The following is a 15,898-nucleotide window of genomic DNA, read 5'->3' as shown; positions in this document are numbered from 1 at the left end:
CTGTAAATTGTTGTAATTCCTTTTCTTTCGTTTCTATAGCTTTTAGAAAGATTTATAGATGAACTAAGGAAAAGATGCCCTCTATTAAAATAAAAAAGCACCAAAAAGGTGCTTTTATCTACGCTTCAACCGATTGATTTTCAGCAACATTTTTAAATTGTCGTTTGTGCATCAAAGTTAAGGAAGCGATTGTTCCAAGTGATAATACAACGATAAAGATCATGAGCATTCCTATGTTTTGCCACATGAAGTCAAAGTCTCCACTCGATACGACTGCTTTCAATCCTGATACAGAGTATGTCATCGGTAACCAAGCATTGAATGGTTGTAAAAACTTCGGAATCAATTCTAGTGGGAATGTTCCGGCACTTGTTGTAAGCTGCATAATTAATGTGATGATGGCGATAAAACGGCCTGCATCACCGAATGCTGTTACTAAACATTGAATTAATGCGATAAATGCTAAGCTTGTAACGATGCTAAAGAGTATGAAGTACGGAATACTTTGTACTTCTACACCTAATCCGAACAGTAATATAACATCTGCTACTATCGCTTGAATAATACCGACCGATAGTAAAACACCGAACTTACTAATAAACCAGCTAAACCCTGATTTTGGAACACCGACTGTATCACGTAATGGATATACAATTGATAATAGTAATGCCCCAACGAATAAACCAAGTGATAAGAAGTACGGCGTAAATCCAGTTCCGTAGTTTGGAACTTCCGCCATTTTCTCTGTCTTCACTTTTACAGGACTTGCAAACATATCATACGTTTTATCCGTCCCTTTTACTTCACCAGTTTTTTCTGCTCCTTCGCCAAGTTTCTCTGCAAGTTCACCTGAACCATCGTTTACTTTCACTAGTCCATCAGTTACTTTTCCTGATCCGTCTGCTAGTTTATTTACGCCGTCGATTAGCTGGGTTGAGCCATTTGACATTTGATTTAGGCCACCATTTAGAGTACCTAAGCCCGTTGTTACTTGACCAGATCCGTCTGCTAATTGATTTACTCCACCTGCCATTTGATTTGCTCCTACAGATAATGTTCCTAAACCGCCTGTTACTTGACCAGACCCATCTGCTAATTGATTTACTCCACCTGCCATTTGGTTTGCTCCTGCAGATAATTGACCTAGGCCGCCTGTTACTTGACTTGAGCCATCTGCTAATTGATGTACACCACCTGCCATTTGATTTGCTCCTGCAGATAATGCACCTAAACCGCCTGTTACTTGACCAGACCCATCTGCTAATTGATTTACTCCTGCAGATAATGTTCCTAAACCACCTGTTACTTGGCTTGAGCCATCTGCTAATTTCGTTACACCTACAGATAATGTCCCTAAACCGCCTGTTACTTGACCAGACCCATCTGCTAATTTTGATACTCCTACAGATAATGTTCCTAAACCGCCTGTTACTTGACCAGACCCATCTGCTAATTGATTTACTCCTGCAGATAATTGACCTAATCCTGCTGTCACTTTTCCAGAGCCACTTTGCAATTGCGTTACTCCATCAATTAATTGAACTGATCCATCTTTTAATTTATCGGCACCTATTTTTGCATTATCTAATCCCTCACCAAATACATGAAACTTACTAACAAATTCATTTTGTGCGCTCGTTAGTTTCTCAATAGCACCTGCTAGAGTTTTTATCCCTGCTGGATTTGGTAAGTTTTTTTGCAACCCATTTGTTGTTTGATGTATTTCACCTTTTAATTGTTTCACTTCTTCATTTAATTTATTTGTTCCACCTGCTACTCCGGCAGCTTTTTGCTGAACTGTCGCTGTACTTTTTACAGCACTTGTTACGAATGGCTGTAACTGCTCTTGATATTCTTTTGGTAAACTTTCAATTTGCTTTTGTAAATTCGCTACCTCTTGTGCTGCATTTTTTGCATCTCCTGCTGTTGATTGTGTAAGTTCATTTAACTGATTTACATTCGCCCCAGCTCCATCTATTTTTTCATTTACTGTATTCAATATAGAAGGAACTTTCGACTGCATTTCCTCTAAGCCTGCAGCAGACTTTTGTACGTTACTATTTAACTCTTGCAATCCCTTTTGGATCGCTTGAGAACCTTCCTCTAATTGGCTTTGCCCTTCAACAAGTTTTCCCATACCATTTGATAGATCCGTTGTTCCTGTTTTTAATTCACCGGATTTACTTACTAATTTGTTCAAGCCACCGGTCACTTTCTCAGATCCATCACGCAACTCACCCGTTTTACTATTTAACGTATTTAAACCGTCTGTTACTTTGCCCGATCCGTCTACTAATTTCCCAATACCTGCATTGCTATTTAATGCATGTAAACCATCTGTTACTTTGCCTGATCCATCTACTAGTTTCCCAATACCTGCATTGCTATTTAATGCATGTAAACCATCTGTTACTTTGCCTGATCCATCTACTAATTTCCCGATACCTGCATTGCTATTTAATACGTGTAAACCATCTGTTACTTTGCCTGACCCATCTACTAATTTCCCTATACCTATCTGTATTTCACCTGTTTTGCTATTTAGTGTATTTAAACCATTTGTTACTTTGCCTGACCCATCTACTAATTTCCCTATACCTATCTGCATTTCACCTGTTTTGCTATTTAGCGTATTTAAACCATTTGTTACTTTGCCTGACCCATCTACTAATTTTCCGATACCTACCTGCATTTCACCTGTTTTACTATTTAGCACATTTAAACCGTTTGTTACTTTGCCTGATCCATCTACTAATTTATTAGATCCATCTGCTAATTTCTGAACTCCATCCTTCATCTCCCCAGATTTCCCTTGAAGTGTATGAAGGCCATCCGTCACTTTACTTGAACCATCATGCAGCTCACTTGATCCGTCGTGTAGTTTATTTGCTCCTTCCGCCCCATCTGCTAATCCTTTTGAGACGTCTTGAATGGAATCAAACATTTTCTCTGCATATGTTTTCGTTAACGTGCTTGCTACTTCACCTTTAATTTTTTCAATGGCTGTTCCGCCAATTTGTGAAGATAAGAAGTTCAAACTTTCGTTTGGAATATATTCTAAGTTTAATGGCTTCGGATCGTCTTTTAGTAACGTTGTAGCATTACTGGAGAAGTCATTTGGAATGCGCACTAACATGTAATACTTTCTACCTTCCATTCCTTTCTTCGCTTCTTTTTCACTTACGAACTCCCATTTAAAACTTTTATTATCTTTTAAATTATCAACGAGCCCTTTTCCGACCTCAATTGGTTTCCCATCAAATACTGCGCCTTTATCTAAATTGACTACTGCAACTGGTAAGTCATCTAACTGTTTATACGGATCCCAAAAAGCCCACAAAAACATCCCTGCATATAAAATCGGTACGAATAAGACCGCAATAATTGGAATTAATATTTTTTTACTTTTTATAATTTCCGTGAACTCTTTCCGAAGTAACTGATTCCCTTTCATAATTTCTCCCCCTTTTATAAAATGACCAAAATGTTCATATAGTCATTTTTACCCAAACAAAAAGGCTATACTTGTTCATACATATGCCTTATCCCTGAATTTATTACTATGCAACTTTTTCTTATTATGATTATAATTTTTCTATATCCCCCCTTAACTTAAATATATGACCGCATTTTTCATTTGGTCATTTTTTATAAAATTAAAAGGATTATCTTAGTTTGACAATCCTTTTAGTAAATAAAGTTCAAATAACTCTGCAATTTTTTCTTTTTCTAGCGGTTCGTGATTTTTTTCCCAATCAAAAATAAGCGATACATATAGACGAAGCATAATAAATGCTGTAATTTCTGGATCACATTTGCTAATTTCACCTTTTTCAATCGCAATCTTTAAATACGATTGAATAACAGAAACGATTTCCACATCAACTTGTTGCATCACTTCTTGTACTTCTTTCGTTCCCATATCGCGCTCTTCTTGAATTAATTTAATCATGAGCTGATGTTCTTTTCTAAATTCCAAGATGCTATATAATGCTCTATGTACATTTTCAAAAAATGAAACATCTGAACGAATTGCATTTTCTGCAACTTGCTTCATTTCTGTAATTAAATTAGAAATAATTTCACCAAATAGCTCTTCTTTATTTTTGAAAAAAGTATAAATCGTTCCTTTTCCTACATTCGCTAACTTCGCTACTTGATCCATCGTTGTTGCTTTATAACCGAACGCTGAAAAAGACTTTGTTGCAGCTTCAATAATAGAACGTTTTCGATCTATCGCCACATTGTCACCTCCAAAAATGACCGATTGGATAATATAGTCAATCAGTACATCTTTGATATTACCACACGCTTACATTCTATACAAGTTCTCTTTTTATTATTTCCAGTATAAAAAAATTCCAGTCAGTGTATATCATACTTTCCATAGTTTATCAGAAGAAAAGAGAAAAGGAAAAGATGTTCTAGAGATATACATCTTAAGAACACCTTTTTGCTATTTCAACATAGAAAGCATAATTTTCTCTAATTCTTCTTTATTTACATTCTTATCGAATACTGCTTCTCCTGGGTTCTCTAAACTATGATTAATAATAACGATTTGGTATGCACGATTTTTCCCTTTTGCTGGAACAATCATCTTCATACCTTGTAAATTCCTATCCGAGTTATGAGTCGCATAGAATATTTGATTACCTTCTAATTCGTACTGTTCAATATTTTCTTCTACAACAAATAAAGCATGGAACGGATCTTTACTTTCTCCAAATACTTGTGATTGATAAGTTGTATAGTTTCCTTTTCCGTTTGTATACTCTAATTCTATAATTAACTCGGGTCTTCTCTTAATAAAACAACTTACCTTTTCATCCTTTAGATCGTAGCCTTCAATTGTGTAAGTTGGCTTCTTAATTTGAAAATCTACATGTTCCTGCGCTTCCTTTACCGTGTAATTTAAAGATTCTTCCACTTTTTCATTAAACGGTTTTGATTGATCATAAAGTGCATATAATTTTTCACGATCAGCTTCTGTTAAACGTTCTTCCCTAAAAAATATTGACTCGTAGTCAGAATCTCTCGGAGCACCTTTTTTCTGTATATTAATAATTTCTTTATACAATTTTATGTACTGTTGGAACTCATCTGTTGTTAAAGCCTTTTCAGCTAAATATAAATAATCTGTCTTATTTTCATACACTCTTGCTGAATACCTATATTCTTTTTTTGCATTTTCTTCTGTACCAAACAGCATATCTACAGCATTTTGGAAAGCATCCTTTGACTGCTCTACTTTATCCTTTTGTTTTTCTTTCCCTTCCGTTGCACGTGCGTTGAATAAAGAAAGAGATGCTATAGCAACTATGACAATAACTCCAAGTAAAGAAAGACGATACGATTTCTTTTGGAATTTTTTAATCATAATGATTCTCCTTTTTAGTGTTCGTTTATTTCTACTTAAATTTGCTAGGCTTGGTAATTGATAGGAATAGTGTTCTAAAAGGGTAATAATTGTATGACCGTATGCAATTTGCTCCTCTTTATCTATAAAAGTAAGTGCATATGCATCACAGGCTAATTCTTGATCTTCTCGCATACAAAAATAGGCGTACCAAAGAATTGGATTGAACCAATTTAATAGGATTAAACTGTACATCATCCAATTTACAGCTACATCGTTTCTCTTAATATGAGCTAACTCATGGTAAAAGACATATTGTAATTGTTGTTCATTTAATACTTTCATATGTTTTTTTGATAGTAATACTTTCGGGCGAAAGAAACTAAAAACCGTTGGACTTGCAATCTTTCCTGCAAGACGTAATGAAACTGCCTTCTTCATTTTCATAGACTGCTTACAGCGATTAAACACTGTAGTGACCTGTTCGTCCGTAATATCCGGTTGTTTCTTTATGTAAGAATATAAACGTCTATTTGTAAGAAACGTGATGGCTGCTAATATGATTACCCCAGCTAGCCACACATACAAAGCAAGTTTGTATAAAGAAAATGTAGTCTGTTTTTCCGAACTGACTTTTACTTCCGGTTCGCTAGTTTTTGTCACCATTTTAGAATTTGATTCCAATTCCACTTTTCGGTCGCTTTCTATGTTCACTATATTCTCAGTAGCCGGCATATTTTTTGGAATAACTTCCGATACGCTAGAACTATAAGAAAGTAATGAGTAAATGCTATAAGAGCTATCTGGCGACCACGGTAAAAGGAGTCTTATCATTAATACGATCCACAGCATATATTGCCACCGGGGGGTTAATTTATTTCGAAATAGAACTTTTATACATAAAATAAATCCGACTAATATGCTAGCCATAAGTGACGTTTCTATAAGCCAATCAAAAAAATGAGGAAGGTATACATTTATAAGCGTGTTTATCATTTTTATCGATCCTTCCTCTTATTCTCCTCTGTCTTCTCATCTAAAATGCGTTTTAATTCATTAATATCTTCTGAAGATAATTTCTCCTCTTTTAAGAAATTAACAAGTAATGGCTTAAACGCTGCACCGCAAAAACGTTTTAGTAAAGATTTCGTTTCCACTTGCAAATAATTATCTTGTGATACTAACGGGTAATAAGCGTACATACGCCCTTTATCTTGATGGTAAGAAACGGCTTCCTTTTGCACTAATCGATTAATTAATGTGCGGATTGTTTTCGGTTTCCAATCCATTGCATCTTCCAGTTCTTCTATAATTTCATTCGCTGTTTGCGGAGAACTCGACCAAAGTACTTTCATAATTTCTAATTCCGCTTCAGATATTTTAGGTAATTGATTTGTCATCGTATGTTTCACTCCTAAGTATTACATTTGTAATCCATAATTAAGATTACAAATGTAATACTTAATTGTCAACCATATTTTAGAAAAATTAATTTCAGCTAAACCTTACTTACCAACAACAAAATTCCTCTTTTTCAAATAATAAAATAAAAAAACAAGAAAATCTTTACAATTAATAGTAATATAGAAAATAGACAAGTTTATCAAAACAGTGGAGGCTTTTTCAGTCATGATGCGTGCACTTCGTTTAAATATAAAGCAAGCTTTTTGTAGTCGTATTTCTTTAATTATGATGCTTAGTGGATTCGTTCTTATTTGCATTTATCACTATTATTATGTAATTCGTTATTTAGGAAACGCAGCAAATGGTCCTATATCAACAGATTTAAAATGGATTGGATTTCGCGACAATGAAATGGATGTTTATTTATTATTAATGCCAGTTATTGCGAGTTTCCCCTTTAGTACAAGTTACAATTCGGATAAGTCCGATGGTTTTAAACCGTTTGTGAGTAAGGGGATTTCTATATTTCCTTATTCAGTAGCGAAATATATTGTTACTTTTTTTTGCGGAGGATTTCTTTATACACTTCCATTCATCTTATCGTTATTATTTTGCAAATTAACCATTCCAGACGGAACACCTACGGTTGGTTCAGGCATCATAAATGCTGATGGAATGTTCGCAAACCTATATTTTGATGCGCCTCTCACTTACATTGCTGTATATATCGGAATTAATTTTTTATTTGCAGGTTTAATGGCCCTTTTAGGACTTGCTGCATCTGTATGGTCACAGAAAGACTATATGGCAATTCTCTTTCCATTTGCAGCCGCCTCCATTCCTTACGTCCTGCTAAATACAATACTTCCTTCAATAGGCGGAGCACCTTTTCATTTATATGATCCGAAACAACCATTGCAAGGCATGTCACCATATATTTTAATGACGCAATGTGCTTTCTTCCTTTTCGTTAGCTTACTTATGTATATACAAGGAGTAAAGCGGGATAGAAAAAAATATAAAAGAAGACTGCAAAAAAGAGAGCGGTGTAGAAAAGCGTTTCAAGTATAATAAAACCCTAATTTCCTTACTATATTAGAAATTAGGGTTTATTTACTATTCACTTATGGCGTACCTGCCACTCCCCATAAAATAACGACCGCTACAAAATAAATCGCTTTAATACCTACAACTAAACATAATGAAACAATTGCATATTTACTTAATTCTCTTCTTGCACCTATTAAAGTGAAAATAACCGCCAAACTAAATGTTATATAAGAAGCTGCTGTATGTATTAAGTTATACGTAATATCTAGATTGCTTGTAAGTCCTGTTATATCAGCTACAAACTGAAGCATGATGATCGTACTAAAAAAAATTGCAAACTGATTCATTACCTTTCCATTTATTTGTAACTGCATTGTTGTCCCCCTTATTAAAAACTAAATATTCAATCAATTTTATCATTAGATTACAAAAAAAGGAATCATCTCTTTATACTATTCTATAACGATGCAAAAAAAGAACGCTTAGTCACCTAAGCGTTCCCCACTTTAAGAAGCCTTCTTCAAATCAATTTGAGCAAGTACTGGGTCGTGGTCACTTACACGTCCGTGTTCTTTCATAATGTTTGAGTTTAAGTGTACTGGGTCTACAATTGTGTGTGGTGCGATATTGTTTGTTACTAAAATATGATCTAACACTTGTGCATTTCCTTCGTGAATGTACGTGTAACGATTCTCTTTCGGCACTGTGTTTAACATATCTTTTAAGATTGTTCCCTCTAGTGTTTTGAGTGGTTTAGAGAATTCGAAATCGTTCATATCACCTAACACAACAACTGGTGCATTTGTATTCTTTTTCTGAATTCCTTGCACGAAATAATTTACTTCTTGTGCTAACTGAATTCGTTTGTCTTCACTCTTTAATACGAGCGGCTGCACTTTTCCAAATGGCGTTGCATCTCCTAGTTTTGAGTTTAAGTGATTTGCAACGACAACAATGTTTTGTCCTTGGAACGTAAATTCTGCCGCTAGCGGTTTACGTGTACTTTCAAACAATGGATTTTCGTCTCCAATACGAACAACATTTTTATCAAGTAACTTCGGTACCGTCGCTAATTTCACGCGTGATGGATTATAGAAGAAGCCGACGCGAATATTCGCTCCTGGTGCTCCTCCATCTTGATTATTGTTTGGAGCGATTTCTACATACTCATACTTCGGTCCACGAATTTCTAGAACTGCATCAATGATACGTTTTGCGCTTAATGACGCATCTGTTGTACCGTCATTAATTGATCCGTTATTATCTTGCATTTCCTCTACACCGATAATATCTGGCATTTTTAAGTTGTATTTAATAGAATACGCTAACGCTTTTACTTTTTCATCTGTTGTTTCTTTTTTATTCGCTGAGAAGTTTTCAATGTTATATGTAGCAACCGTTAACTTATCAAGACGTGGCTGAATATTTGCCCCTACTTGCTTAAATCCACCATCCACTACAGCTGGCAGTTCTGTTATTGGAGAAATACGGAAAGAACCGTAATCATATCCTACTACCCCTGTTATATCTCCAGTAAAAGTATCTCCTACTTTTGCTACATAATCGCGAGGTACTTTTACAGAAAGGCGCTCTGGGTTTAATTGATTTTCATCTAATAGAGGTGTGCCATATTGTGTTACTATTTTATCTCCACCATTTTTTACTGTTACATATAAATTTCCGTTTTTCTGAGGTGTAATAATTTTTGGTGTTGGCATCGTAACACGCATACCTTCTATACTTTCATAGAAGTCGATTGCATCTTCATTTGGATCAAATAAACCAAATGCATCATTATCAATAATCTGGTCCGGGATTTTCACACCGTTTTCCCCAAGTACAATCGGTGCTGGCAAAGATTGATCTTTTGCGATTACAGCAACGCGGCTCGCTTTAATTTCAGTCGTCGTTAAGTCTGTTTCAAATCGCTCTGCATATCCTGGTCCAACATATTCTTCTACTACTCCATCAACTTGAATAAGATCTCCTACTGCTACATTCGCATCTTTTTTATATACGTACATACCTTCTGAAGTAGCTGGATCCTTATCTGGCTGATTATCTTCTATATAAAAGCCGTTTTTATCAAGCGCTGTGACAACGCCTTCCACATTGTTTACTTTCTTCCCGTTGTAAGGAGACATATGTGATTTCCCTTGAATGTCATGAATACGAACTTGTTCATTATTTACGATAATAAATGAAAATGTCGAAATTGCTGAAGGAGTAAGTCCTTCTTTTTCTGCGATTGCTTTCACTACACTATTTTCATTCACTATAATTTGTCCATTATAACGAACACTTTTATTAGTAGGATTAGAGCCATCTAACGTATAGTAGATTGTTGCGCCTTCTGTATTCGTCGTTAATGTTACCGCTGTTCCTTTAGCAACTTCTCCACCGTTCGGTGAAGCTACTACATCGCTAACACGGTTTTGTCCTTCACCTTGAAACTTATAAGCTGTTACTGATTTTAGACCTGGGTTACTAAAATATAATTCAAGGGTCCCAGTCAAACTAACTTTCTTCCCGATATTTTCAGGGTGATCTTTTACATTCACTGCCGTTCTCACATCACCTTTCGGTAACTGAACGGGCATGATTTTGTCTGGATTCGTTTCGTTTGGCGAATCTGCAATTGCTACGTTTGTATCATCAAACTTAGCTGGATCCTTCGTATATTTAGAAGAACTTTGCGTATATCCAACAATATATCCTTCTACTATCCCCTTCGTTTTCCCTTGCTGCTTAAATACTTGAATTGCTTTTTCTACTGACATAGAAGCAGTTTCTTCTGCTTGCGCTAAAGTTCCAGTAAATGAAAGCAATAGCAAGAATGATAAAAAGACACTTAACAATTTCTTCACAGCCATTTTCCTCTCTCTATTTCATATTTTCTCAGCATTTCTATCATAACAAATGATTCGTTATATAGAACTATATTTCGACAAATTTTACAAAAGATTTATTTAATTTACAAGCTTTCAAACTATAATACAAAATAATAATTTTACACCTTCTACAAATACACTCTATAATGTTAGAGAGAGAAAACAGAAAATATCGACATTTAATTGGCATGTAAAATGGATTCATTTGAATAGGAGTGATTGGATGGAAGTGCAAACAGAAACATACCGCGCAGCTATGAATGGAACATTAGAACGTCATTTTTCAGATATGATTGCCGTTATACCAACTAGAATTACAATTGAGCAGTTAAAACAGCGACTAGAAACGATCGCTACTAAAGTTGATGATTTAAAAATTGTTTATAGTGATGAGACAAGCCTTATTGTTGAATTACATATGGGTGAAACAGTCATACCGTATGAACTGCATATTGATGAACCGAACGATCCAGAAGGATATAAAATGTACAATAGACAAGATGCTACAATCGTAGATCGTAATTTTGAAGATGCAGCTTTCGGCACTGAAATTTTCACTCGTACGCTATTTGTAGGCGATGTACTGGACTGCTTTTTCCAGCAGTTACAGTTCTTATGGAATCTCGCCCCAGATTTGTTATTTGTAATCGATTCAAGTGCAGCAATGAAAGTGATATCTAGAAGCTATATTGAATATCACGTTGAAAATGAATTATTACCTGACATTCCTGACTTATACGTTATTCATTCCGTTTATGAAGACGATAAAGAAGGCGAGCCTACGCAATATTGGTTTCATACACATGGTCTTTTAAGAGCAGGCGTAACTGAAATAGAGTTAATTATTCCAAATCGCATTTCTTCCTACTACGGCATTGGCGATCTCTTTCAAACATTTGCTAATAATGCCGTTGAGAATGGACAAGTCCCTATGAATGAGCCTATCGTTATCGCACATAGTCAGCAAGGTTCTATACATACAGTCGCTGTTCCGTGGGAAAAAGGATTATCTTATATAGGGCATAAAACGTGTATGGACCAATTATCTTCAATCGAGGATGAAGAAGTGAAACTACAACCAATAGATGCACAAAATACATTCTTAGGCGGAATGGATGCCCGAGATGAATACCATCAATCTCCATCTGTTCTCTTATTCAAATTTAATACTTCAGGAGAATATATTGAAAGTTTTTTTAAAGAACACGAGGAAGCTACAGGGCTCATGTTCTATAAAACAAATAGTGAAACCGATCGTATGGCTTACAATGCGAAAAATACTTTTGGGTATTTCAGCAACATTTTTCAAATTGAAAAATCCAATGAAGAGTTTCGTTTTCTCGCTAAGTTTGGTGTTTCCTATGAAGAGGGTAAAAGCGAACATATGTGGTTTGAAATGCAACATATTACAGAAGACCTGATTCAAGGAATACTCATCAATGAACCATATTTTATAGAAGATATGAGTGAAGGAAATAGTTATCATTTAGATTTTGATAACTTAACAGAGTGGGTTATTTATGCAGGAGATGCTGTTATAAAGCCAAATAACTTATATATGTTTATTGGCGAATAAGTATTTCATATAATAAACGAAACGCCTTCAATATGATTGAAGGCGTTTCTTATAATTTATTGTGCGATTAATTCAGCATCTATTACTTTCTCCAAATGAGATAATACACGCTTTGCAGCTTCCTCACCTTGATTCATACAGTCTGGAAGTCCAGCGCCAGCATAGGAGCTACCTGCCAAGTATATACCTGGCAACTCTTTCTCCATAAATGTTGTGAGCTGTTTCATTCGCTCGTTATGGCCTACTGTATATTGAGGCATCGCTTCTTTCCAGCGACTTACGATTGTAAACTCTGGATCCTCTGTAATATCCATCGTCTTCTTTAAATCTTCTAGTACGAGCTGAACGAGTTCTTCTTCAGTTTGTTCTACAACCGCTTCATCACCAGCACGTCCAACGTAACAGCGAAGGAGTGTTTTTCCTTCTGGCGTTGTATGCGGCCATTTTTTATGGGTCCACGTACATGCTGTAATGGTGTAATCGCTATTTCGTGATACGACAAATCCTGTACCATTAATATCACGCTGGATTGCAGACTTTTGGAAAGCAAGTGCCACATTCGCAACGGATGTGGATGGAATATTACGGAAGAAACGAAACTGCTTGTACTGAGCAAACATGGACGGCAATACTTTATGCGAAGTTGCCACTACGATGGCGTCCGCTTCTATTTCTTTTCCGTTACTAAGAGTAATTGTATAACCATCACCTTGTTTTGTAACTTTTTCAATGCGAGTTCCCTTTATTATCGTACCTTCATGCATCTTTGCTTCGAGAGATTTTACGATAGATTCTAAACCTGTTTTCACTGTTTGGAACATTCCCTTTTTCGGTTCAGCTTTCTCTTCTTTCGGAGCGAGCGTACGCATACCGAGTGAAATACTGCGATGTTTCTGCTCAATCTGATACATTTGCGGGAATGTTGACATTAAGCTCATTTCATCAATATCCCCTGCATAAATACCCGATAGTAACGGTTCTATTAAGTTTTCAACCACTTCGTTTCCAAGACGATGTCTGAAAAATTGTCCGAGTGATTGGTCAGATACTGGCTTTGACCTCGGCATTAATAGATCAAAACCAGCTCTTAGTTTACCAATTGGGGAGAACAGCCCGGAAAATAGAAACGGCGTAATTTGCGTTGGAATTCCCATCATTGATCCATTCGGCATTTTATGTAACCGATTGTTTACGAGGATAAATGATTGACCGGCTTGATTATTTACAAGTTCATCGCCAAGACCTAATTCTTTCACTAATCTAGCTGCACTTTCTTTTCGTGCTAAGAAAGAATCCGGTCCGCGCTCAATTGTAAATCCATCTTTTCGAACGGTTTGAATTTTTCCGCCAAGTTTACCCGATGCTTCTATAAGTAATGTATCAATCGGCAAGTTTTTTTCATGAATATTTTTTTGTAAGTTATACATTGCTGTTAATCCAGTGATGCCTCCGCCGACGATCACAACTTTTTTCCTCAAGCAGGCTCCCCCTTTCTTCTTACAGTACAGATTCTTTTTTCTTTAATACAACATCTGTTAAACAATCAATAAATGCGTCCGATGCATTTGGCATTTCTGGACGATAATATTTCGCACCAATTTCATCCGTTACAACTTTACACTCAAAGTCGTTGTCATATAAAACTTCTAAATGTTCCGCAACAAATCCAACTGGTGCATATACGAATGAAGTATAACCGTGCTTTTCATTTAGTTCTCTCGTTAAATCTTGTACATCTGGACCAATCCAAGGATCTGGTGTGTTTCCTGCACTTTGCCAGCCTACTGCATAGTTTGCTACTTCAGCTCCGCGCGCGATATAATCCGCTGTTTCATTTAATTGATCTGGATATGGATCGCCCATTGCAATAATTTTCTCTGGTAAGCTATGTGCAGATACGATTAATACTGCTTTTTCACGCTCTGCATCTGACATACCGTTATATATACCTTTCACTGCATCAACCCAGTACTGGATAAATTTCGGTTCTTTATACCAGCTATCGATGCCATGAATTGTTAAGTTTCCAAGTTTCTCAGCTTCTTCTTGTGCTCGTCCAACGTATGATTTCACGCTAAACGTAGAATAGTGAGGTGCAAGAACAAGTGCGATTGCATCTTGTATTCCGTCGTTATGCATATCTTTCACCGCATCTTCAATAAATGGTTCAATATGTTTTAAGCCAAGATACATATGGTACTCTACTTCATCTTGTACTTCATTTAAACGCTTCTCTAACTTCTTAGCTTGCTCTAATGTAATAGTAGCTAAAGGAGAAATACCACCAATTGCACGGTAACGCTCTGTTAAATCTTCCAGCATTTCAGGACTTGGCTTTCTTCCTCTGCGAATATGTGTATAGTAACGTTCAATATCTTCTTCTTTATATGGCGTTCCGTATGCCATTACAAGCAAACCAATTTTCTTTTTCATACAGCAATGCTCCTTTACTTCGCTAACTGCCCTTTAGAGTATTCATGAATAAATGTAGTTAAACGTTTTAATGTATCTGGATTTACTTCTGGGAATACACCGTGACCTAGGTTAAAGATATAACCCGGCTGTTTCATCCCTTGATCTAAAATACCTTTTACATGTTCTTCAATAACAGACCATGGTGCAAGTAAGAATGAAGGGTCCATATTACCTTGTACCGCCTTATGAACGCCACGTGCACGTGCTTCTTCAATCGGTAAGCGCCAGTCTAAGCCGACTACATCAAGCGGTAAGTCGTGCCACTCATTCACTAAGTGTGCAGCTCCTACGCCGTGCATAATCATTGGAACACCCATCTTACGAACTTCTGCAAAAATACGCTCCATTGCTGGTTTAATAAATACGCGATAATCTGCTACATTTACTGTTCCAACCCAAGAATCGAAAATTTGAACTGCTTTTGCCCCTGCGTTAATTTGCGCTTTTAAATATGTAATAACCATATCTGCTAGTTTATCCATTAAAGCAAACCAAGCTTTCGGCTCTGCATACATGAACGCTTTCGTATTATGGTAGTTACGAGATGGACCACCTTCAATCATATAGCTCGCTAATGTAAATGGAGCTCCTGAAAAACCGATTAACGGTACGTCTAACATTTCTGTCGTTAATAAACGAATTGTATCTAGTATGTACGGTACGTCATCTTCTGGATTGATTTCCCCTAGTTTTTCTACGTCTTGTAAAGAACGGATTGGGTTATCGATAACTGGGCCAATACCTGATTTAATTTCTACATCCACACCAATTGCAGGTAGTGGTGACATAATATCTTTATAAAGAATTGCTGCGTCTACGTTATACTGATCAACCGGCAATTTTGTAACGTAAGCACATAACTCTGGATTGTGTGTAATTTCAAATAAAGAATACTTTTCTTTAATCTTTCTATATTCCGGCTGTGAACGACCTGCTTGACGCATATACCATGCTGGTACATAATCGGTACGTTCCCCCCTACATGCTTTTAAAAATGTCTCATTTATAGTTCTTACCAAGACCCTTGCTCCCTTCCTTACCAATGCTTCGAATACGTTCGATATTTATCTTTTTTTACTATACAGCTTGTAAAAACAAAATGCATAATATTATGTACGTTGTTCATTAAATTGACACAAACAT

Annotated in this window: 11 protein-coding genes; 2 read left to right on the top strand and 9 right to left on the bottom strand. The window is 36.1% G+C overall.

All coding sequences use genetic code 11. The features are described 5' to 3' along the window. Window positions 1-118 precede the first annotated feature (118 nt). From NST27_RS05590 to NST27_RS05575, 4 genes are all read right to left on the bottom strand, one after another. Window positions 119-3,454 carry a YhgE/Pip domain-containing protein gene (locus NST27_RS05590; RefSeq protein WP_047385718.1) on the bottom strand — a complete coding sequence of 1,112 codons (3,336 nt, stop codon included), beginning with the start codon at window positions 3,452-3,454 and terminating at the stop codon, window positions 119-121. A gap of 216 nt (window positions 3,455-3,670) precedes the next feature. Further along, window positions 3,671-4,243, bottom strand: a complete 573-nt coding sequence (locus NST27_RS05585) for a TetR/AcrR family transcriptional regulator (RefSeq protein ID WP_000963378.1) — start codon at window positions 4,241-4,243, stop codon at window positions 3,671-3,673. 213 nt (window positions 4,244-4,456) lie between these two features. Then, window positions 4,457-6,355, bottom strand: a complete 1,899-nt coding sequence (locus NST27_RS05580; RefSeq protein WP_033689137.1) for a M56 family metallopeptidase — start codon at window positions 6,353-6,355, stop codon at window positions 4,457-4,459. Window positions 6,356-6,357: 2 nt separating this feature from the next. Further along, entirely contained in the window at window positions 6,358-6,759 is a 402-nt protein-coding gene (locus NST27_RS05575) for a BlaI/MecI/CopY family transcriptional regulator (protein WP_000184509.1), read from the bottom strand. Between the two features lie 229 nt (window positions 6,760-6,988). Here NST27_RS05575 and NST27_RS05570 point away from each other — a divergent pair, with 229 nt between their 5' ends. Continuing rightward, window positions 6,989-7,834 carry a hypothetical protein gene (locus NST27_RS05570; RefSeq protein WP_000984174.1) on the top strand — a complete coding sequence of 282 codons (846 nt, stop codon included), beginning with the start codon at window positions 6,989-6,991 and terminating at the stop codon, window positions 7,832-7,834. A 53-nt stretch (window positions 7,835-7,887) separates the two neighbouring features. Here the strand turns inward: NST27_RS05570 and NST27_RS05565 are convergent, their stop codons facing one another. Together NST27_RS05565 and NST27_RS05560 are read right to left on the bottom strand one after the other, a co-directional pair. Then, entirely contained in the window at window positions 7,888-8,187 is a 300-nt protein-coding gene (locus NST27_RS05565) for a hypothetical protein (protein ID WP_001176845.1), read from the bottom strand. 132 nt (window positions 8,188-8,319) lie between these two features. Beyond that, a complete protein-coding gene (locus tag NST27_RS05560) occupies window positions 8,320-10,686 on the bottom strand; it encodes a DUF6359 domain-containing protein (protein WP_000279279.1) in 2,367 nt (788 codons plus the stop codon). Window positions 10,687-10,927: 241 nt separating this feature from the next. Here NST27_RS05560 and NST27_RS05555 point away from each other — a divergent pair, with 241 nt between their 5' ends. Continuing rightward, the gene (locus NST27_RS05555) at window positions 10,928-12,280 is read left to right on the top strand and encodes a DUF4026 domain-containing protein (protein WP_000453720.1); all 1,353 of its coding nucleotides are present in this window, start codon (window positions 10,928-10,930) and stop codon (window positions 12,278-12,280) included. Window positions 12,281-12,336: 56 nt separating this feature from the next. On the opposite strand, the gene hemY is transcribed toward NST27_RS05555, so the two are convergent. Genes hemY through hemE form a run of 3 tightly spaced genes read right to left on the bottom strand, consistent with a single transcriptional unit; the run spans window position 12,337 to window position 15,774 of the window. Then, the gene (gene hemY / locus NST27_RS05550; RefSeq protein WP_001228104.1) at window positions 12,337-13,758 is read right to left on the bottom strand and encodes a protoporphyrinogen oxidase; all 1,422 of its coding nucleotides are present in this window, start codon (window positions 13,756-13,758) and stop codon (window positions 12,337-12,339) included. Between the two features lie 19 nt (window positions 13,759-13,777). Further along, window positions 13,778-14,713 (bottom strand): ferrochelatase, encoded by a 936-nt coding sequence (gene hemH, locus NST27_RS05545; protein WP_000726775.1) that lies wholly within the window; start codon window positions 14,711-14,713, stop codon window positions 13,778-13,780. Between the two features lie 14 nt (window positions 14,714-14,727). Then, window positions 14,728-15,774, bottom strand: a complete 1,047-nt coding sequence (hemE, locus tag NST27_RS05540; RefSeq protein ID WP_000252605.1) for a uroporphyrinogen decarboxylase — start codon at window positions 15,772-15,774, stop codon at window positions 14,728-14,730. Window positions 15,775-15,898: the final 124 nt, after the last annotated feature.

This window comes from Bacillus sp. FSL W8-0770, from assembly GCF_038008705.1.
GTDB classification, from domain to species: Bacteria; Bacillota; Bacilli; order Bacillales; family Bacillaceae_G; genus Bacillus_A; species Bacillus_A cereus.
Note: the sequence above shows the minus strand (reverse complement) of the source record. Positions and strands in the feature narration are given on the sequence as shown.